The following is a 20609-nucleotide window of genomic DNA, read 5'->3' as shown; positions in this document are numbered from 1 at the left end:
TCAGAAAGGAAATACGTATTTTTAACATCAGTCGGCTGGCATCCTATCGGTAGGATATACCGAACATTTACTACATGAATATAAACGAAGAAATTCCTCAATTCCTTTCTGGAGGTGGCGAGATGGGTGCACTGATCCGAAGTATGGATTGGTCGAAGACGGCACTAGGACCAGTAGAAAGTTGGCCGCAGAGTTTGCGTACTTCTGTCAGTCTATGTCTTTCTTCCACTTTTCCAATACTAATCGCTTGGGGACCAGAAACCATACAAATTTATAATGATAGTTATCGGCCGATCTGTGGTGCTAAGCATCCCGAATCAATGGGGCAGAATTTTAGAATTTGTTGGGAAACCGCTTTAGAGGTAGTAGGTGATGCTTTTACGCGCGGCGAGCAAGGCGAGGGAACGTATATCAACGATCAACGGATGTTTTTAGATCGCTACGGATACCTAGAAGAAGCCTTTATGACGTTTTCGTTTGCGCCAATTCGTGATGAATCTGGTGGCGTAGGAGGAATTTTTCATCCGATCACCGAAACCACCGTCAAGATTCTTAGTGGCCGCCGTACCAAGGCTTTGCGTGATTTAGGTGCAGCATTAGGCGAAGCCAAAAGTATCCAAGATATCGAGGATGTGACGCGCAATCTACAACCTGATTGCGCACTGGATTTGCCGTTTCTGATGCTTTACCAAGTAGATAGTCAGCAAGATCTAGTTAAATTAATCAGTTTATCGGGCTTGCCAAGAGACGGTAAACTTACTCCTGACAGCATACATCTTCCAGAAAATACCAGTAGCTGGCCTTTACAGGAAGCGAGACATAGTGGAGCGATGGTTGAGGTCAAAAATCTGACCCGTATTTTTGGAGAATACGAATGCCAGCCGTATCCCGAATGCCCAACATCCGCGGTTATATTGCCCATTCGCATTAGCGGACAGGAAGAAGCGTTTTGCTTTTTAGTTGCGGGCGTCAGCGCTCGTCGAGCGTTGGATAGTGATTACTGGAATTTCTACGAACAGCTAAAAAACACATATAATACGGCATTTTCTAATGTATTTGCCTATGAGCAAGAATTGAAACGTGCCGAAGCATTAGCAGAGATAGATCGTTCTAAAACTTTGTTTTTCAGTAATGTAAGTCATGAGTTTCGTACTCCCCTTACCTTGATGTTGGGTCCGCTGGAAGATATCTTACAAAATGAGACATTACCTACCGACCTACAAGCGCCGTTAGAATCGACACATCGCAATGCGCTACGTTTGCTCAAGTTGGTCAACAATCTACTGGATTACAGTCGTGTAGAAGCGGGTCGCACGCAAGCCGTTTATCAAAAAGTCGATCTGGGAGAGCTCACTATTGATTTAGCCAGCAGTTTTCGATCGATTATTGAAAAAGCAGGCATGAAGTTGATCGTTGATGTTGCTCCGATTTCCGATGATGTATATGTCGATCGGCAAATGTGGGAGAAGATCGTGTTGAATTTACTCTCGAACGCCTTTAAATTTACCTGGAAAGGAAGCATTCAAATCTCCATCAGCGAGGCTGAAAGTTACGCTTATCTGCGTGTTAAAGATACCGGTACTGGAATTCCGGCGAAGGAATTGCCACACATGTTTGAGCGTTTTCACCGAGTGGAAAATGCTTCCGGACGTACACATGAAGGATCTGGCATCGGGCTTTCTCTAGTACATGAACTCGTATTGTTGCATGGTGGTGATATCCGTGTGGAGAGCCAAGAAGGTGTAGGCTCAACGTTTATCGTTCGCATTCCTATGGGAAAAGAGCACCTACCTTCAGATTTAGTTTCTAAATCGGACGTTGACGCAGATACGTCTGCCTTGAAAGGCGCATTTATACAAGAAGCAGTCAGTTTGTTGGAGCAAGAAGATGATACTGATTTCCATTCGCCGCCTGTCACTATTTTAGAAAATCCAGAAGAAGAAACGCATACAATGAATATGCGCATTCTGGTGGTGGATGACAATGCCGATATGCGCGCGTATCTCAAACGCTTGCTCACCCCGTATTTTCACGTCGACATCGCGACCAACGGTGCTACCGCTTGGAATAGTATACAAGCCAACCTGCCCGATCTGGTATTGAGCGATATCATGATGCCAGTAATGGATGGTAAAGAATTGCTACAACTCATTCGCAATCATACGCGCACTGCGCGCTTGCCGGTAATCTTTCTCTCGGCGCGCGCCGGAGCCGAAGCGCGCATAGATGGTCTAGAAGCTGGTGCGGATGATTATTTGGTAAAACCTTTTGCGGCAGCAGAACTGCTTACCAAGGTGCGCGCTCAAATCAAGATTATGAGCGTACGCAATCAGGCGGAGCAACAATTGCGCGCCCTGATTACCAATGCTCCTGTAGCTATTGCGATCTATCAAGGATCAGATTATATTATTGATATGGCGAACGATCGTATGTTGCAGTATTGGGGGCGCAGTGCTGAAGATACGGTGGGCAAGCCGCTGTTTGATGCTATTCCTGAATTAGTAACTCAGGGCATGCGAGAGATCAAAGATCACGTGTATCGCACGGGCGAACGTTTTATATCATCAGAATTCCCACTGAGCATCAAGCGAAATAATGTGGTGGAAACCACTTATCTAAATCTTACCATCGAAGCGATTCAATCGGACAATCGCATCATTGGTGTAATGGCTGTGGCCGCTGATGTGACGACTTTAATCAATGCTCGAAAAGCATTGGAGAAAACGTCGGACACATTGGTATTGTCGATGGAAGCGGCTAATCTTGGTACCTGGCGAACTGATTGGGGTAGCAATAATCTATTCTTCTCCGACATCGCTTACCGCTTACATGGCATTCCTACTGGAATACCTTTATTATTTGACCAGACGATACCAATCATCGTTGCAGAGCATCGTATGCAATTCTTAGAAGCGATCCAAAATGCAGTCGATGGCAAAGGTCGCTTTAGTACCGAGTACCAGATTCAACCCGCAGATGGTTCTGCTCGTAAGTGGTTGCACTCTACCGGTAAAGTGGAACTTGACGAGAACGGTGAAGTCGCGGGCATCATTGGAACTTTGTTGGATATCACCGAATCCAAGGCAGATAGCCAACGGAAAGATGATTTTATCGCGATGGTGAGTCACGAACTGAAGACACCTTTGACGGCCATGAGTGGTTATGCGCAAATCCTACAACGCAAAGCACAAACAAATGCCGACGATTTTGCTTCCGATAAATTAGATAAGCTCTTCTCTCAACTAAAAAAGATGAATACCCTAATAAATGGGTTTCTGAATGTTTCTCGTCTAGATTCTGGTAAAATCCATTTAGAACCAAAGCCGTTTTGCTTGCGAACCTTGATTACAGAAACCATTGATATAGCCAAGGATGTATCCGATAGTCATGAAATTAGCTATGAAGAATTGGATTCAGTGATGTTATCTGCCGATCGAGAGAAAATTAGCTCGGTTCTGTACAATTTGATTAGCAACGCGGTGAAGTATTCACCTACTGGTAAAAAGGTAGTCGTAAGCACACGCAAAGCAGATAGCATGATCATCGTGAGTGTACAAGACTTTGGAATGGGTATCAAAACAGAAGATATTGATCATCTATTTGACCGCTATTATCGCGTGAAAAACAAAGGCATGGAAAATATTGCTGGCTTTGGGATCGGTTTATATTTATCTGCCGAAATCGTACAGCGACATTATGGTCGTATCTGGGCAGAGAGTATTTGGGGCGAAGGATCTACTTTCCACTTTAGTTTACCCATCAGCTAATAATAGCATACGCAAAATATCTTCATTAACAACATGTTACACTCCCCGATTTATTTCTATGTCGGGTAGTTTGCCTATACACGCATACCACAACTTGTACGGATGACATAGGTATTTCACGCAGTATAAGCGACAGCTTCAAACGTCTTTTATATCTATTTAAAAGCGATGTATGCTTTATCGTGGGTAAAATGCTCGCATTAGGGGGTATTATACGTTAAAACTGAGAGCCATAATACCTGAATGCATCTCTCTTACTCAAAATTTTTGTCTTTGGCATCGCGTTTGGAATAGTCCTATCGTAAAACAATATCATTCACACACCAAAAAATAAAGGCTATGGATACTATCGAAACAAAAGCAGCAAAATTAGGGTTGGAAAAAGGATATTACCTATTGTTAATGGCGATTCTAGAAGAAGAAGCTGCCGAAGACATGGATTTAGCAGAAGCGAGCTAATTATCTTTTGATTATCATCAAACGTAGCGTCCGCAGCATGCCCACTATAAAGGGCCATTTGCGTAAGCTCAACATAATGCGAAGGTCATTCTGAAAATTAGACTGACCGTCTAAAAATTGAAAGACGTGCGAAGCGCGCGCTTTCCGAAACAAATCAGCAAATAACGTGTGCCCAGGGTATTTTCCTTGGGCTAATACATGCAGCAAAATTGCATCATAAAACTGTTCTTTATGCTGCTGAGGGAAATTAAAATTTGGCCAGGTACCATTTTTGAACGATTGTAAAATATGATTTATGGTTCGCCTCGCATTGGTGAACGTATAGCCAGTAGATCCGCGCGTATCCCCTCCTGCTGACCCTAGAAAAGTCACACGGCCATCCCGTCTTTTAAAATGGTGATCCGTCATCGGAATGACACCATGCTCCTCTTCCAAAATTTTATACTCTGTAACTCCACAAACTTCCCGCAGGTATAAATCTAACTTTTCAGCATATTCAGCGCTAGAGATCAATGTCTGGGAGAAGATCGTATATTCCACGAATATTTCGTGCTGAGAAGCAGGTAATGCGTAGATAAATGAAGTTCCATGCTCTTGGGTAGTGCGATAATCCATCATAATCGCTTCATCATTTTGCCAAAAGACTTGCTCTGTACGAATTTTCCAGCCCGTAAAATGCTGTAAGAAATACAGGCTCTTCGCCTTTAACACAGGCTTTTGATAGACTGTCTGAAAAACATAATCCGCGACAAAATGCCCCTGATCAGTATGGATCTCGCAGTGTGCATCATTTTGATCAACATGCTTTACTTTAGCTTCGACGATAGTGACATTGTCGTATTTACCCAATTCTGCCAAGGCATGCTGCCGATAGGCCGCAGCATCAAAGCTGTAATACGCATATTCGTCTAGTTGCAATGGTATTTTGTTTCCCTCGTTGGAGACCACAGCAAGCTTATTCCATTTTAAGTGTGGAAAATCGGGTACAAGATCGTCTGTTGTTGACCAAAATGATATGCGTTTATTTGGCGTTTTTACCAGGGAATCGCCGATGAGTAAGATAGATTTATCCTTCCAAAGTTGTTGTTTTAAACCTTCTAGTAGCAGGGTGACTCCAGTGATGCCAGCCCCTAAAACGGCGATATGATAATTGGTAGCGGATTGCTGCATTTCCGTAAAACGTTGAGAAGGATTAAAAGTTTGTGAGATTAACTATCAATATGCCGATCAGAATTGAACTAGGTGGATTTGAACAAACCATGGTACATCTTTACCAAGGCAGGAGATTTGATCTGCGCTTTGTTTTCTACGATGTAGTCTCTATCCGCATCCATTTCATCATAATAGTTCAAGAATTTTGGACAGTTACTTTGTACAGAGTATCGCAACATGCGAATTTCGATATTATTGGGCGACGCTTTCACGGCAGCTTCAATATTATCTTTACCACGCTGAAAAGTCTTCCATTTGCTGATGGGGCTTTTGGTATGATTGGCCCATATAGTTTGTATAGCTCCTAGATAAGCTCTCTCGGTAGATGATAAATCTTTCTTGTCTGAGAGGTTGTCGATTAGATCTTTGCATAATTCGCTATCAGCAACTACGTCTGTATATTTATTACGAAGATCTTCCAAGGTATTCGCCCATAACATCAACGGAAAGAAAAGCAAGCACAACAAAGTCTGTCGAATCATAGTAGATGGAAATGCAGCTTGTGCCGCTTATCAAACTTAGGGAATAGTTTCGAAATAGTGAAAGATAATGATATATTTGGCCTGCGGCTTTGCAGCCTAATTAATAACAAAACTACACCAACAATTGCTTTAGTCTATTATGTCTTCTTCTTCCCAAAAACATGGTTCGCTTTTCACTATTTATGATGTTCTATTTCTAATATTGGGTGTCTTATCGGCTAGTTTTGCGCTTAAAAGTTTTTTGGTTCCTAATCACTTCCTGGATGGCGGAGTCACCGGAATATCGTTATTATTACATGAAGTGTACGGTTGGAATCTGGGCATTGTATTAGTCTTGCTAAACATTCCGTTTATCGTGTTATCATTTGCTAAAGTAGGTCGTAATTTTGCGATACGCAGTAGCTTAACAATCATCTTGATTGCTTTGACCATGCATTTCCTATCCTTTCCAGAACTTACGCACGATCGTCTTTTAGTGGCGATGTTCGGTGGTTTTTTTATGGGAATTGGCATCGGTCTTTCGATGCGTGGTGGCGGTACGTTTGATGGAATGGAAGTGTTGGCCTTGCTAACTTTCAAACGAAGCAGCTTTACCATTACCGAAATCATCTTAGGGATGAATATGATTATATTCATTATCGCTGCCGCATTTATCGGGATCGAAACAGCTCTATACGCAATCCTAACTTATCTAATCGCGAGCCAGACCACGAAATATGTGATCGAAGGTATTGAAGCCTACACGGGTGTAACGATCGTATCCTCGGATAGTGAAGCAGTGAAACGCGCGCTGGTATTATCGTTGAATCGCGGTATCACGGTTTATAAAGGTGAACGTGGCTTTATGAAAGAATCTTTTGAGCATAGCACAGAGGTAGATATCATCTTCACCATTGTAACCCGGTTAGAAGTACGCAAACTGCGCAATATTGTACATGCCATCGATCCCAAAGCATTTATCTTCACACAAACTGTGCGCGAACCTCAGGGAGGAATCGTCAAGGAAATCGTAAAGCACTAAGCTTTACGAAATGCTCCCATGATCTTTTTGCCGAGGAATACGGCAAATAGCGCAACTAATCCCGCTATCAAACCGATTAATACTTCGGTTATTATGCTTGGTAGATTAGGCAGTATGCCGTGAAAGAAGTCTACATTGTGTACGAAGATGCCGCCAGAAACCAAGATTAAGGCTATGGTACCGATTACGCCTAAGGTTTTGATGACAATCGGCAATGCTTTTACTAGCACATTGCCCAGTTTCGCACGGAATCCTTTGTTATCCGATTTTTTGATTAAGTGATAGCCTGCATCGTCCATGCGCACGATGAGAGCTACGATTCCATAAACGCCAATCGTAGCCAAGAGCGCAACAACAGAAACGGTCACGACTTGTATCGTTGTGCTACGATCTAATACTGTACCCAGCGCGATAATCACAATCTCTACAGAAAGGATAAAATCGGTGGTGATAGCAGAGCGTACTTTAGCCTTTTCCATGGCAGCCGCATCTACAGTTGCTTCCGCTACGACTTCGTGACCGGCTTTTTTGCGGTGAAATAAGAATTCTACGATCTTCTCTACGCCTTCATAAGCTAGGTAAAATCCACCCAAAACCAAGATCACCTGAATAGCCACTGGAAAGAAAGCATTCAATAGCAATGCCACCGGTACGATAATCAGTTTGTTGATAAACGAACCTTTGGTAATGGCCCACAATACCGGAATTTCCCGATTAGCCAAAAAGCCGGTGGCTTTCTCGGCATTGACCGCGAGATCGTCGCCCAAAATACCCGCTGTTTTGCGTGTTGCGATCTTACTGGTTACTGCGACATCGTCCATTAGCGCGCCGATATCATCTAATATTGCAAAAAATCCTGAAGCCATAGGTAGTATGTATATTGGGACTAAATGTAGGTAATATCTCGCGAAAAATCTATCTTGTCATCATGAAACCGACGATACAAATAGAATATTGTCCGAAATGCGGATGGATGCTGCGAGCGGCGTATATGGCGCAAGAATTACTTACCACGTTCGTGGATGATGTACATGGTGTTACGCTTATTCCAAGCGGCGTAAGCGGTAGATATCAGATCCGTATTAACGAGCGCGTGGTATATGATCGTAAACGGGAAGGTGGATTTCCTGAAATCAAAGCGCTCAAACAATTGATCCGTGATGAGGTCAACCCAGAAAAATCATTGGGGCACTCTGATAAAAAAGACGATAAACAAGATTGATCAGCGTATTATTGCGCAAACTTATCAATAATGTCTTTGGCCACTTGGGTAAAATAGCCCCCCGAATGAAAGCCATTCCAAGACATGGTCGTGGTTTCATACAGATCAGTATCATACCATTTGTCTGGCGTTATATATCCGATGTATCCACCATTGAAGCTCGTGATCATCAAGTGTAGACCGCGCTCTTGCGCGTAACGATCTAACTCCGTCATGATCTCCCCAGAAAAATCAGCCGGCATACCCAGCATCAAAACGTCACCGATCTTAGTGATTTTTATGTAGGTTGGGTACGCCCCAAAGAAAGTACGGAAAACCCAAGGTCGTAAAGCATAACTTAAGCTAATCCGTGCAGATTGCTCTGGCATTGGTACTTCTATATAGTCGCTCACGAGCTGATCAGTTAATAGTCGGTAACCATCTTGCTCTCTATCTTGCATGTTTGAATATAAACCATGCGCCATTCCTTTGGCCCAAGCAATGTCAGAGTCGCCCTCACTCAACGCGCCCATACTTCCGACAGCGCCGGCCATAAATAATCCGAAATGCCCTTTCTCGTTTTCGATTGAATCAAGCAACATACCTGGATAATCACGCGATAACTGCAAGAATTTTCTGTTCAGGACGGTAGGATGCGCACCATAAGTCACTAATTCCGCTTGCGTACTGTCAGCCCGTTTAAATATCAAATTTCGAATCCACGGATCTATCAGACCACCTTCTACCGGAAGCCGATTGCGAATATTGTCCGTATCCTCGATCTCATCAAAATAAATCTGTGCAGGTTCTAGCTGTGCTGTAGACTGCACAATGGCATCGTGGAATTGATTGGCAAGTCTGATTTCCGTGTCTTCATCATACGCTCCGGCGAACAACCTGCCAGCTAGTTTTAGTCCCCAACCGCCTTGTCCGTGGTGCGTATGAGTGGCGCTCAAATGCACATTAGATAGTGAAATGTTGTTTTTCTGAAGCAATGCTTCCAGTCTATTGGTAATATTGGGTGGAATGATCAGCATATCCGCCGAGAGGAAATAAATCGTAGTGCTTGGATTTTGTACAGCGATGACGCGTACATAAAGTGAATCATGAACCGCTTCATAATGCTTCCCCCAGCGATTGCCATAGCCCGCCATGGGCGTGGATGTGGAAGGTGTGATATTGACTTTTGCCCAGCCTACTTTCGTCGCACCATCTCGCTCAACAAATTCCTTTTGGCTAATAAACGTTTTCCATGTCTTAAAATGTGCTGTTTCGTTCATTGGTGTACGATCGATTCGCTCGACCAACGCAAATAGAATTAAGAAGACCGAAACCGCGGTAATCAGGAATATTTTTAATGCTTTTTTCATCATAAAAGGACGTATTTGATTCTTCAATGCTTAATTTCGGACAGCGAATCACAGTTAGCATGAAGAAAGGTATTAACAGGCATTTTAGGGTTTATCGCTACGTATTCTACAAAGAAACCCTCGTTGATTTTAAGGAACAATTTTGGTCATTTCTCGGCGCATTTATCGGTATCGGAATCATTGCTTTGCTGCAATCCTTCCAATTGCCACACCTCGAAAGCATATTTTTAATCGGCTCATTCGGCGCATCCAGTGTATTGATTTATGGCGCTATTCAAAGTCCGTTGGCGCAACCGCGCAATCTCGTTGGCGGACATGTTGTCTCTGCCTTAGTAGGCGTTACCGTGGGTAAAATATGTCCAGACATCATCTGGATTACCGCGCCCTTAGCGGTTGCTTTTGCCATTGTCGCTATGCAATTTACACGCACTTTGCATCCGCCAGGCGGAGCGACTGCGTTGATTGCGGTAGCGAGCGGCACGAAAATATCCAGTATGGGTTATCTGTACGTACTTAGCCCTGTGCTATCCGGATCTATCATTCTTTTGGTCGTGGCACTGATCTTCAACAACATCACTTCTAAGCGACATTACCCCGTAAAACGATCTCGGCTGAGACGATCACGTCGCCGACAAATCAAAAAACGCTTTCAATCCTAAAGATTGAAAGCGTTTTTGTTATTAGTTACTGCTAAAGTAAGCACGTACATTTTTACCTTCCATCCAGTTCATAAAGGCGCGATTCACAACTTTATTTCCGCCAGGCGTTGGATAATCTCCTGAGAAATACCAATCTCCCAAATGGTTTGGACAAGCAATATGTAAGTTATCTAACGTTTGGAAAAGCACCTCCACTTCTGCATTTAAGTGGTGTGGTTTGATGATACGCGCAATTTCGTCTGATATTTCCTGCGCTTCAAAAGGTTCGTAGATCGCTTTCACGTAATTTTCTACCTCGTCTTTTGGTTTGTTCAGTGAAGCCAAACATTTTTGGTATACATCTTCAATGATATGTGCCAATCCACGCTGTTTCAAAAGAGAAATTGCGGCTTCGAAAGCGACGAATTCACCCATTCTCGACATATCGATACCATAACAATCCGGGTAACGGATCTGTGGTGCCGAAGATACAATCACGATTTTCTTTGGATTCAAGCGATCCAAGATCGTCAAAATACTTTGCTTTAATGTGGTACCGCGTACGATAGAATCATCAATTGCGACGATAGTATCTTCGTGATCGCGTACGATACCATACGTGGTGTCGTATACGTGCTGTACCATATCCTGACGGTCGGCATCTTGTGTAATGAAAGTCCGCAATTTTGCATCTTTCACATTCAATTTCTCAAAGCGAGGCTGAATGCTCAACATATCGTCCAATTCCTTGTCCGAGATTTTATCAGCACGTTGCAACAGTACTTCTTTCTGATGTCTGCGTACGTATTCTTGCACGCCTTCCATCATCCCGTAGTAGGATACTTCTGCCGTATTAGGAATAAAACTAAATACGGTATTCTTGATATCATGCTGTACGGCGTTGAGTACCTGCGGACAAAGCAATTTACCTAAAGCTTTACGTTCTTTGTAGATATCAGCATCCGACCCACGAGAGAAATAGATGCGTTCAAATGAACAAGACTTCTGAACGGCTGGTTCGCGGAACATTTCTTGCGTGATCGTGCCATCTTTTTTGGCGATCAAGGCATATCCCGGTTTGATTTCTTGCACACTTCCCAATGGAATATTGAACGCCGTCTGAATGACTGGACGCTCCGAAGCCACTACTAGTACCTCTTCATCCTGGTAATAAAACGCTGGACGAATTCCTGCCGGATCGCGCATCACAAAAGCATCTCCATGACCGAAAATACCAGCAATGGTATAGCCACCATCCCACGTCTTGGCTGAGCGGGTCAAAATTTTGGAAACATCCAAGTTTTTACCAATCTGTCCACTTATTTCGATATTCGAAAAACCGTCGCGCTTGGCCTGATCGAATAATTCTTGATTTTCTTCATCTAAGAAATGACCAATTTTTTCTAAAACAGTTACCGTATCGGCCTGCTCTTTCGGGTGCTGACCCAGATCGTAAAGCTGTTGGAGTAGCTCATCTACGTTGGTCATGTTGAAGTTACCGGCTAACACCAAGTTTCTGGTCATCCAGTTGTTCTGCCGAAGAAAAGGATGACAGCTCTCGATACTATTTTTGCCGTGTGTACCGTAGCGAAGGTGCCCTAACAATACTTCTCCTGTAAAACTCACATTGTCCTTCAGCCATTGTGGGTCTTTGGATTGCTCAGGGTAAGCTTTGTTTACTGCGGCAAATTTCTTTTGCACATATTCAAAAATATCTGCTACTGCGGTAGATCCCATCGCTCTGTATCGTGAGATGTAACGGTTACCCGGTTTTACATCAAACTTAATCGTCGCTATTCCTGCTCCATCCTGACCTCTATTATGCTGTTTCTCCATCAAAAGATACAGTTTGTTGATGCCATAATAGGGCGTTCCATACTTTTCTTGGTAGTAAGAGAGGGGTTTTAATAAGCGGATCATGGCAATTCCGCACTCGTGTTTTATTGCGTCACTCATAGTTCCTTTTAGAAGTGACAAAGGTACAGAATTATTGTACATAATCCTGCAAACAAAATGCGTAAAACCACGGGAATAAAGTTGAGACTAGAGGATACTGATTTTGTGACTAGTTCTATCGGCGAGTCGATCTTTCCGATGGCTGAGATCTGGCTTGTCCATTCGCTGCCATGTCATGTAGCTATTCACCATTTTTCCGTTGGATAAAATGGGTCTGGTAGACTTTAAATATAAAATATCAGCTTCGAAAGTGACGTCACGTTCCACCGTTTTGCCGATCAGTGCTGGTGTGACGGAAGTAATGACATCGTGAATCACGGTGGCTTGCCGATTGTCTATATAGTATGATCCGCTAAAAAAAAGAAAATTGCGATAGTTGATGTTGGAGTATTTGACACTATCTTCTAATAAAGATTCATCTTTATCATCTGTACCAGATATCTGCACAGACATATACCCATCCGCAGCATAAATTAGTATGCCGTTTGGGTTATTTCCAAGTGGGAAAAATGAATCAGCACCATTGGTGGATATCTCAATATAAGATAGCAACTTCCATGAACCTGTCAATTCATTTTTTATTGATGTCATAGTTTGATGGCTTTATTAAATGGTCTATGCCCTAAGATAACGGAATTTTATTTGAATTAGTTTACCCGTATGCTGAAAATACTTTATATGACTTCCACATGATGTGCTGTACCATACCCGAAGATGCAACTATATGTCAGATAAAAATTTCGAGACTGTTATGTAGCATCTGTAATTGGTAAAGCGTTCACTTAGCAACTGAAAAAATAAAATAAGCATCAAAATGTACGCTGATATGAAAAAAATACACAATCCACTACTCATATTATTCATTATTGTACTGTTCGGTAGCTGTTTGAAAGACAATAATGTCAGCCAACCATTCGCGGTGCTGAATGTCATTAACGCCTATACCGAGGAGCCGCGCCTTACTTTTGCATTGGATCGTAACAATTTTCATACAGGCGATTATTCCACAGCAAGAAGCTTCGATATTGCTATTGGAAATCGACAATTTTCATTTAGGGGTGCAGCAGCTCAGAATCTAGTCGACACGACTTTCAAAATCGAGCCTTATACCTATTATTCTAGCTTTGCCTTTGGTACGGCAGCTGCGCCTAAAGTAATTCTTACGAAAGATTCCGTACTTCAAGATTTAGGTGCTGCGGCGGCTGTACGCTTACTTCACTTGGCGAATAATGTGGGAAGCGTACAAATCTATCAAGGCGATGAGGTCATCGAAGATATTGCGCCCCGTAGTCAAGAAACGGCAACTTCTGTTGCTGAAAGCCAGATCTTTGTACCAGTAAAAGCAGGAAGTTATACCTATTCCGTGCGTGACCAGTCTGGGAATGTTTTAGCTACTTCGCAAAATATAGATCTCAGAGCAGGCTTTCATAGAACATTAATCTTACTAGGGACGCAGGGAAATACAGCTAATCCATTACGATTGGCTTCTAATTAATCTTGAAGAAGTCCGAAAGCGATGCTATTACTTAGTGTAGCGTAGTAGCATCGCTTTCTTCTGCCTGCTTGTGGTAGCGCTGCGCGATAATGGTGACCACCAAAATCTGAAAAGCATGGAAAATCATCAGCGGTAGGAAATACAAACCCGCAGAAGTACTGTTGACAAACAAAAACTTTCCAAATACGCTGCCATGGGTTAAGGATTTTTTGGAACCACAAAACAATGCCGTAATACGATCTGCCCGATTGAACTTCAACACTTTCTTGTTAATCATATCCACCATAAACCAGATCGCAAAGAATAAACAAACCGTCCCGCCGAAGACAGCAAGGAGATACGTGCTATCAATGGTGTCGAAAATACCACTAACAAAAGATTCCGCAAAGCTACTGTAGACAATAAGTAAGATAACCGCTTTGTCGAAATTAGAAAGTGTTTTGTTGTATTTGGCAGCCCAAGCGCCAAGAAAACGTTGTAAAAATAAACCTAGTACAACAGGAAGGATAATCTCTTTGAACAAGCCTAAATAAACATCTCCAAGTACTTCGACCTCTCCAAAATCCAGAAACAGTTGCATCCACAGCGGCGTTACGATCACGCCGATAAGTCCGGAGATACTGGCATTAAAGATCGCGGCTGGAATGTTGCCTTTGGCAATGGACACCATCACCACCGAAGAAGAAACAGTAGATGGCAAGGCTGCTAAGAAAAAGAAAGAAAGCCAAAATTGCTCCTGTAAGGCTGTCTGCACCAGTGGGCGGAAAGCCAATACTAGTAATGGAAATAGTAAAAATGTGTAGCTCTGCACGGCCACATGCAACCGCCAATTTTGTAAGCCGTCTTTGATTTTTTGGAAGCTTAGTTTCAATCCGTAAAAGAAGAATATCAAAGCTACACCTACCGAGGTGGCCGTTTCTACCAACTGTCCTTCTTGTATCAGCACCAAATCGGGGAATATATAAGCAATCAGGATGGAAAGAAATAGAAATAATATAAAGGGATCGAATTTTAATTTCATGTTGTTTTTGCGTTGGAGGGCAAATATAGTAATTATGACAAATTTGTAAGGAAGTCGGCCTTATACTGCAAACTATGTAATATATTTGTAATACCATGAGTACAACTTCATTTCTATCAGACAGGATAAATAATTTATCTGAGTCAGCAACCTTAAAAATGACCAAATTAGGTCGTGAATTAGCATCACAAGGAATCAATGTGATCAGTCTTAGCGTGGGTGAACCGGACTTCAATACGCCGGAGCACGTGAAGGAAGCCGCAAAGAAGGCATTGGATGAAAACTTTACCCGTTATTCGCCCGTACCGGGCTATCCGGATCTTCGCCAAGCTATTGTAGAGAAGCTGAAGAAGGAAAATAATTTGGATTACGATATCTCACAGATTGTCGTGTCTACCGGTGCGAAACAATCATTGTCTAATGTGATCCTAACGTTGATCAATCCAGGTGATGAGGTGATCATCCCTACGCCATATTGGGTTTCTTATTCCGAAATGGTGACTTTGGCAGAAGGTAAATCCGTCTTTATCAATACCGAGATTGAGTCTGATTTCAAAATTACGCCAGCGCAGTTGGAAGCGGCGATTACGCCAAACACCAAGTTGTTTATGTTCTCCTCCCCTTGTAATCCAACAGGTTCGGTATACAGTCAGGACGAGTTAGCAGCTTTGGCGAAAGTTTTTGAAAAACATCCAAATATCTTCATTATCTCGGATGAGATCTATGAGCACATCAACTTTGGAACTGCACATGCTTCTATCGCGCAATTCGATGCGATCAAAGATCGCGTGATTATCGTGAATGGTTTCTCGAAAGCTTTTGCGATGACGGGATGGCGTTTAGGATATATCGCGGCTAGCAAGGAAATTGCGGCAGCCAATGATAAACTACAAGGACAAACGACTTCGGGAACATGCTCGATCGCACAACGTGCGGGTATCATGGCTTACGAACAAGGCTTGGATAGCGTGAACGAGATGAAAGAAGCTTTTGCACGTCGTCGTCAATTAGTATACGATCTATTGCAAGATATCCCAGGTGTGAAAACCAACTTGCCAGAAGGCGCTTTTTACTTCTTCCCAGAGATCAGTTCATTCTTTGGCAAGAAAGATGCGAATGGCAATGTGATTAAGGATTCGGCAGATTTGGCTTTGTATCTATTAAATGTAGGTCATGTCGCGACTGTTGGCGGTGATTCTTTTGGTAATAACAATTACATCCGCTTGTCGTACGCGGCGTCGGATGATAGTTTACGCGAAGCATTACGCCGTATCAAAGAGGCGCTTGGCAAATTGGTTGATTAATAAATCAATCCGCACTGCGGTGCTTTTTAAATAGTATAAACGGTGACGGCGGGTTCAGATGAACCCGCCGTTTCGATATTACCTAATTTAAGACAATATAAGGTAGTATTTGTCAATAGGTTATCGCCATCCACCTCCCAGTGCTTTATAGAGCAATATTTGATTGATTGCCCGTTCTTTCATCACGCTGACGGCATTTATCTGCGCATCTACGGCTTCTTTTTGTGCCGTAAAAATGTCCAAATAGGTCACCCGACCAGCGAAAAATAATTCGTTTGCCGCATCGATTGAGGCATTCAAGGCTTCTACATTGTCAATCACATGCACCGCACGATCTTCGATTGCTTCTTGCGTTTGCACAATGTTAGATACTTCGTTGAAGGCATTCAATACGCGTTTCTCATATTCCAAAAATGCGACGCCATAATTGGCTTGCATCATAGCATACTGCGTTTGCAGGTTACGCTGATTGAATATTGGCATCGTGACGCTACCCAAAATACCATACGTCACCGAGCGATTTACATTGAACAACTGATCCAAATGGAAACTTTGCAAACCTAAATACGGGCTCACCGCTACCGAAGGCAAAAAGCTGAGTCGGGCTGCTTCTTGCTCATTGGCCGAAGACAACATGCTGAAGTAAGCTGAGCGTATATCTGGTCGATTGTTTACCAATTGATCTGGGGTACCTACCTGCAGCGTGTCAAAGAGTGGCCAAGTCGATTTGTCTTGCGTTGCTCGCGCAATAGGCTGATAAAAACGGCCGATCAACGAATTGATGTGATGCTCATACATCACGATCTCTTGTTTTACTAATGCACGACTTGCTTTCGTACCAGCCAATAATGCTTTGAACTGCTGCACGCCTAGCTCAGTTGCTTTACCGAATTCCTTTTGTATTTGCATCAACTCCAATACATCTTCATGCAATTGGATATTTTCATCGTATACCGCGACCTTACGATCTAGCGCCATCAATTCATAGTACGTTTCTGCAATGTTAGACACCAATTCGGTTTCCAACAGGCGGCGGGCTTCATTTTCCGCCAAGATCGTTTGAAAGGCTGCTTCTCGCCTATTGCGCAGTTTGCCCCAAAGATCCAGTTCCCAAGAGGAACGCAGACCGACAAAATAATCGGGTATAGCAGGCTCTGGAATTTTTTCTTTATCGGTCAAGTTTTCCGAAAAATTGGAATCGTAGTTACCAATTCCTTCTTCGGTATAATGACCGTATTTGACTAATCCCGCTTCTGCCGCTGCCTCCAATTGTGGCAATAAGGCTGCTTTGCGCTGTTTGAAATACGCTTGTGCCGACTCGATGCGGCGAAGGGCTTGCTGTAAATCCCGATTTTGCACGAGTGCCGTATCGATTAAGGATACCAATAATTCATCTTTGAAAACTTCTCGCCACGGCAAGCGCGCCAAGTTTTCGGCCGAATCGGCCGCAGCATCATTAAAGGAAGCAGGTGTAGCCATTTCCTCTGGCTTCGCCATTTTCTTAGGAACGGTACACGAAGAGATAAACAAACCACAGAAAATTAGTATTCCAATAATCTTAGTACCTGTAGCACCGCGTTTTTCTTTTGGTTTTTTGGAGAATAAAACCACCAAACCAGGGATAATAATAACACCCAGCAAGGTACCGATCACCATACCACCTACAGAGGCAGTACCGATACTACGGTTACCCAAAGCACCTGCGCCTGAAGCCAACATCAACGGAATTAATCCGGCAACGAACGCAAAAGATGTCATCAAGATCGGGCGCAAACGCGCAACCGCACCTTCAATTGCACCATCTAAGATGCTCGCGCCTTGTTTTTGCTTCAAGATGGCATATTCTACAATTAGAATCGCATTCTTACCCAACAAACCAATCAACATGACGAGTGCGACCTGCGCATAGATATTATTCTCCAGTCCGAATAATTTTAGGAAGATAAACGCTCCAAAAATACCCGCTGGGAGACAAAGAATTACCGGCAGTGGCAATAAGAAACTCTCGTATTGCGCACATAATAAGAGGTATACGAACACCAAACATAAGGCAAAAACGTACAATGCCTGATTGCCGGATATTTTCTGCTCTCTGGTCATCCCCGACCATTCAATACTAAAGCCTTGCGGCAATGATTCAGCTACTTTTTCGACCGCTTCGATGGCTTGTCCGGAACTAAATCCAGCTGCTGCTTGTCCGGTAATCATCGCCGAATTAAACATGTTGTATCTGGTAATCTGCTCCGGGCCATAGACTCGTTTCATCCTGATGAATGCGGAGTACGGAACCATGCTATTATCTTTGGTCTTTACGTGCATTTGCAAGACATCTTCTGGACGGCTACGTGATTGCGCGGTGGATTGCACCATCACCTTGTACATCTGTCCGTAACGAATAAAGTTGGTCGCGTAAAAACTTCCCATAAGCGTCTGCAAGGTATTCATGGCATTTTCTACTGAAATACCCATTTTAGCAGCCAAATCGTAGTCAATCTCCAACAAGTACTGAGGGAAATTCACATTGTATGTTGACGTAGCTGATTCAATAGCTGGATCTGCATCCAGGTCTTCTAAAAAGGTATTCAATACTTCTGCCGTTCCTTGCAAATCATCATTACCGGATTTGTCCAACAAGCGCAACTCGAAACCCGATGAGTTACCAAATCCAGGGACTGTAGGTGGTGGGAAAAACTCAATTACCCCGTCACTGATATGCGCCGTCTTTTCTTGCAAGATGCGGATTACATCATTCACAGATTCTTTTCGATCATCCCAGGCTTTCAGGTTAATCATTCCCATACCATAAGACGAACCTGAAACCTCGGTTATAATACTGTAACCTGCCAAAGTGGATACCGTTTCGACCATATCCAAGTCACGCGCAATTTCATCGACTTCGTCAAGCACACGCTCTGTACGATCGACCGTGGCGCCCGCAGGTGTGGTGACAGCAACGTAGATCATTCCCTGATCTTCTGTGGGAATAAAACCAGAAGGCAAAATGGCACTACTGCCCCAAGTGGCGATAAAGAAAATCACCAACAATCCTAAAGTGATCGCACGGCGACCGCTGGTTCTGATCAAGAGATTTTTGTATCGGCCCGATATGCGATCATACACTTTGTTGAAACCTCTGAAAAAACGATCCAACCAATTGTTCGTCTCTTTCTTATCGTGTGGCGAGCGCAACATAATTGCGCACAAGGCCGGCGTCAAGGTCAAAGCATTGATCCCTGAAATGACAATCGCTGCTGCCAAGGTTAATGAAAACTGACGATAGAAAATACCTACAGGACCGTCCAAAAATGCGACGGGAACAAACACGGCAGACATGACCAAAGTAATAGCAATTACGGCAGATCCTACCTCTTTCATCGCCGATAGTGTGGCTTCAAAAGGTTGCATGTGTTCTTCTTCCATCTTAGCATAAACCGCCTCGACTACCACAATACCATTATCCACCACAATACCGATGGCCAATACCAAAGCAAATAAAGTGAGTAAGTTGATCGAGAAGCCCATCATCTGCATAAAGAAGATCGCTCCGATCAGACAAACTGGTACGGCTAGAATCGGAATCAACGTAGCACGGAAATTCTGCAAGAAAATAAATACCACTAAAAACACCAATAGAAAGGCTTCCACCAAGGTTTTCAATACACTGGATATCGATGCATCTAAGAATCGAGACACGTCGTAACCCATTGTATAAGTCATTCCAGACGGGAAGGAAGATTCTTTCAGTTCGGCCATTTTATCCTTTACACGTTGGATTACATCCTGTGCATTGGAGCCTGGCAACTGTTTCAACATGATAGAAGCTGAAGGTCGGCCATCCGTTTTGGACATCATTTCGTAATCCAGAGAGCCAAATTCTACGTTGGCTACATCGCGGATTCGAATAATAGTACCATCTGCGTTAGCACGAATCGGAATGTTTTCATATTCGGATATTTCCGAGAATTTACCGGGATATTTCAGCACATACTGCTGCATATTGACCATCTTATCCGAACTAATACCCGTTTGTCCGGGAGCGGCTTCGATATTTTGTCTTCGCAAAGCTTCAATGACCTCATCGGTCGAGATCGCATAGGCCGTCAGTCGTGAAGGTTTTACCCAAATACGCATCGCATAATCGCGCATACCCATGATCTGAGCAAAGCCGACACCTTCGATACGTTTCAGCTCCTTAAGAATGTTGATGTCGGTGAAGTTGTAGATAAAGCGTTCGTCCGCCGTCTCATCATCTGTAAAAACGTTGAGATACATCAACATACTGTTGACTTCTTTCTCGGTGGTTACACCGGCCTTGATTACTTCTTCGGGCAACTCATCCAATACGGTCGTCACCCTATTCTGGACGTTTACAGCAGCGATATCGGGATCAACACCCACTTTAAAAAATACTTGAATTAGTGTCGTACCGTTGTTGGTAGTGACGGAGTTCATATACGTCATCCCGGCCACACCGTTGATGGCGCGCTCTAGCGGAATCGCAACGGCATTGGTACTTACTTCGGCATTGGCACCGGTATAGTTTGCGGCTACCACCACCGATGGCGGTACAATATCCGGAAATTGCGTAATCGGAATCGTAAATAGGGCTAACAAGCCCAAAAGGGTAATAAATATGGATATAACCAGCGATAGCACTGGTTTTCTTATGAAATTTTCAAACAT

Annotated in this window: 14 protein-coding genes; 6 read left to right on the top strand and 8 right to left on the bottom strand. The window is 43.3% G+C overall.

Features of this window, described 5'->3' with window-relative positions; all coding sequences use genetic code 11:
• Positions 1-74 precede the first annotated feature (74 nt).
• Positions 75-3767, top strand: coding sequence for an ATP-binding protein (locus DC487_RS10085; RefSeq protein ID WP_116775847.1), 3693 nt, complete (start codon positions 75-77; stop codon positions 3765-3767).
• A 459-nt stretch (positions 3768-4226) separates the two neighbouring features.
• Here DC487_RS10085 and DC487_RS10080 read toward each other — a convergent pair whose 3' ends face one another.
• Both DC487_RS10080 and DC487_RS10075 read right to left on the bottom strand, forming a co-directional pair.
• Entirely contained in the window at positions 4227-5396 is a 1170-nt protein-coding gene (locus DC487_RS10080) for a lycopene cyclase family protein (protein WP_116775846.1), read from the bottom strand.
• A gap of 68 nt (positions 5397-5464) precedes the next feature.
• Positions 5465-5920, bottom strand: coding sequence for a hypothetical protein (locus tag DC487_RS10075; RefSeq protein ID WP_133228494.1), 456 nt, complete (start codon positions 5918-5920; stop codon positions 5465-5467).
• A gap of 139 nt (positions 5921-6059) precedes the next feature.
• On the opposite strand from DC487_RS10075, the gene DC487_RS10070 reads away from it, so the two are divergent.
• Positions 6060-6941 carry a YitT family protein gene (locus tag DC487_RS10070; protein ID WP_116775844.1) on the top strand — a complete coding sequence of 294 codons (882 nt, stop codon included), beginning with the start codon at positions 6060-6062 and terminating at the stop codon, positions 6939-6941.
• Here the strand turns inward: DC487_RS10070 and DC487_RS10065 are convergent.
• Positions 6938-7807: a DUF808 domain-containing protein gene (locus tag DC487_RS10065; protein WP_116775843.1), complete on the bottom strand. Its 870-nt coding sequence runs from the start codon at positions 7805-7807 to the stop codon at positions 6938-6940. The genes DC487_RS10070 and DC487_RS10065 overlap by 4 nt on opposite strands.
• Before the next feature lie 62 nt (positions 7808-7869).
• Here DC487_RS10065 and DC487_RS10060 point away from each other — a divergent pair, with 62 nt between their 5' ends.
• Positions 7870-8163, top strand: coding sequence for a SelT/SelW/SelH family protein (locus DC487_RS10060; RefSeq protein WP_116776054.1), 294 nt, complete (start codon positions 7870-7872; stop codon positions 8161-8163).
• Between the two features lie 8 nt (positions 8164-8171).
• Here DC487_RS10060 and DC487_RS10055 read toward each other — a convergent pair whose 3' ends face one another.
• Positions 8172-9515 (bottom strand): neutral/alkaline non-lysosomal ceramidase N-terminal domain-containing protein, encoded by a 1344-nt coding sequence (locus DC487_RS10055; protein WP_116775842.1) that lies wholly within the window; start codon positions 9513-9515, stop codon positions 8172-8174.
• 56 nt (positions 9516-9571) lie between these two features.
• Here DC487_RS10055 and DC487_RS10050 point away from each other — a divergent pair, with 56 nt between their 5' ends.
• Positions 9572-10171, top strand: coding sequence for an HPP family protein (locus DC487_RS10050; protein ID WP_116776053.1), 600 nt, complete (start codon positions 9572-9574; stop codon positions 10169-10171).
• A 21-nt stretch (positions 10172-10192) separates the two neighbouring features.
• Here DC487_RS10050 and DC487_RS10045 read toward each other — a convergent pair whose 3' ends face one another.
• Together DC487_RS10045 and DC487_RS10040 are read right to left on the bottom strand one after the other, a co-directional pair.
• Entirely contained in the window at positions 10193-12106 is a 1914-nt protein-coding gene (locus DC487_RS10045; protein ID WP_116776052.1) for an amidophosphoribosyltransferase, read from the bottom strand.
• 87 nt (positions 12107-12193) lie between these two features.
• Complete coding sequence (locus tag DC487_RS10040) at positions 12194-12697, bottom strand: lipocalin-like domain-containing protein (RefSeq protein WP_116775841.1); 504 nt, start codon at positions 12695-12697, stop codon at positions 12194-12196.
• Positions 12698-12932: 235 nt separating this feature from the next.
• On the opposite strand from DC487_RS10040, the gene DC487_RS10035 reads away from it, so the two are divergent.
• Complete coding sequence (locus DC487_RS10035; protein WP_165799066.1) at positions 12933-13601, top strand: DUF4397 domain-containing protein; 669 nt, start codon at positions 12933-12935, stop codon at positions 13599-13601.
• Between the two features lie 31 nt (positions 13602-13632).
• On the opposite strand, the gene DC487_RS10030 is transcribed toward DC487_RS10035, so the two are convergent.
• The gene (locus tag DC487_RS10030) at positions 13633-14622 is read right to left on the bottom strand and encodes a bile acid:sodium symporter family protein (RefSeq protein WP_116775839.1); all 990 of its coding nucleotides are present in this window, start codon (positions 14620-14622) and stop codon (positions 13633-13635) included.
• 95 nt (positions 14623-14717) lie between these two features.
• On the opposite strand from DC487_RS10030, the gene DC487_RS10025 reads away from it, so the two are divergent.
• Positions 14718-15926 (top strand): pyridoxal phosphate-dependent aminotransferase, encoded by a 1209-nt coding sequence (locus DC487_RS10025; protein WP_239016358.1) that lies wholly within the window; start codon positions 14718-14720, stop codon positions 15924-15926.
• Between the two features lie 120 nt (positions 15927-16046).
• On the opposite strand, the gene DC487_RS10020 is transcribed toward DC487_RS10025, so the two are convergent.
• Positions 16047-20609, bottom strand: a complete 4563-nt coding sequence (locus DC487_RS10020) for an efflux RND transporter permease subunit (protein ID WP_116775837.1) — start codon at positions 20607-20609, stop codon at positions 16047-16049.

It is taken from the genome of Sphingobacterium corticibacter (assembly GCF_003076635.1).
Taxonomy (GTDB): Bacteria; Bacteroidota; Bacteroidia; order Sphingobacteriales; family Sphingobacteriaceae; genus Sphingobacterium; species Sphingobacterium corticibacter.
The sequence above is the reverse complement of the archived record's forward strand: the minus strand, read 5'-3'. Positions and strand labels throughout refer to the sequence as shown.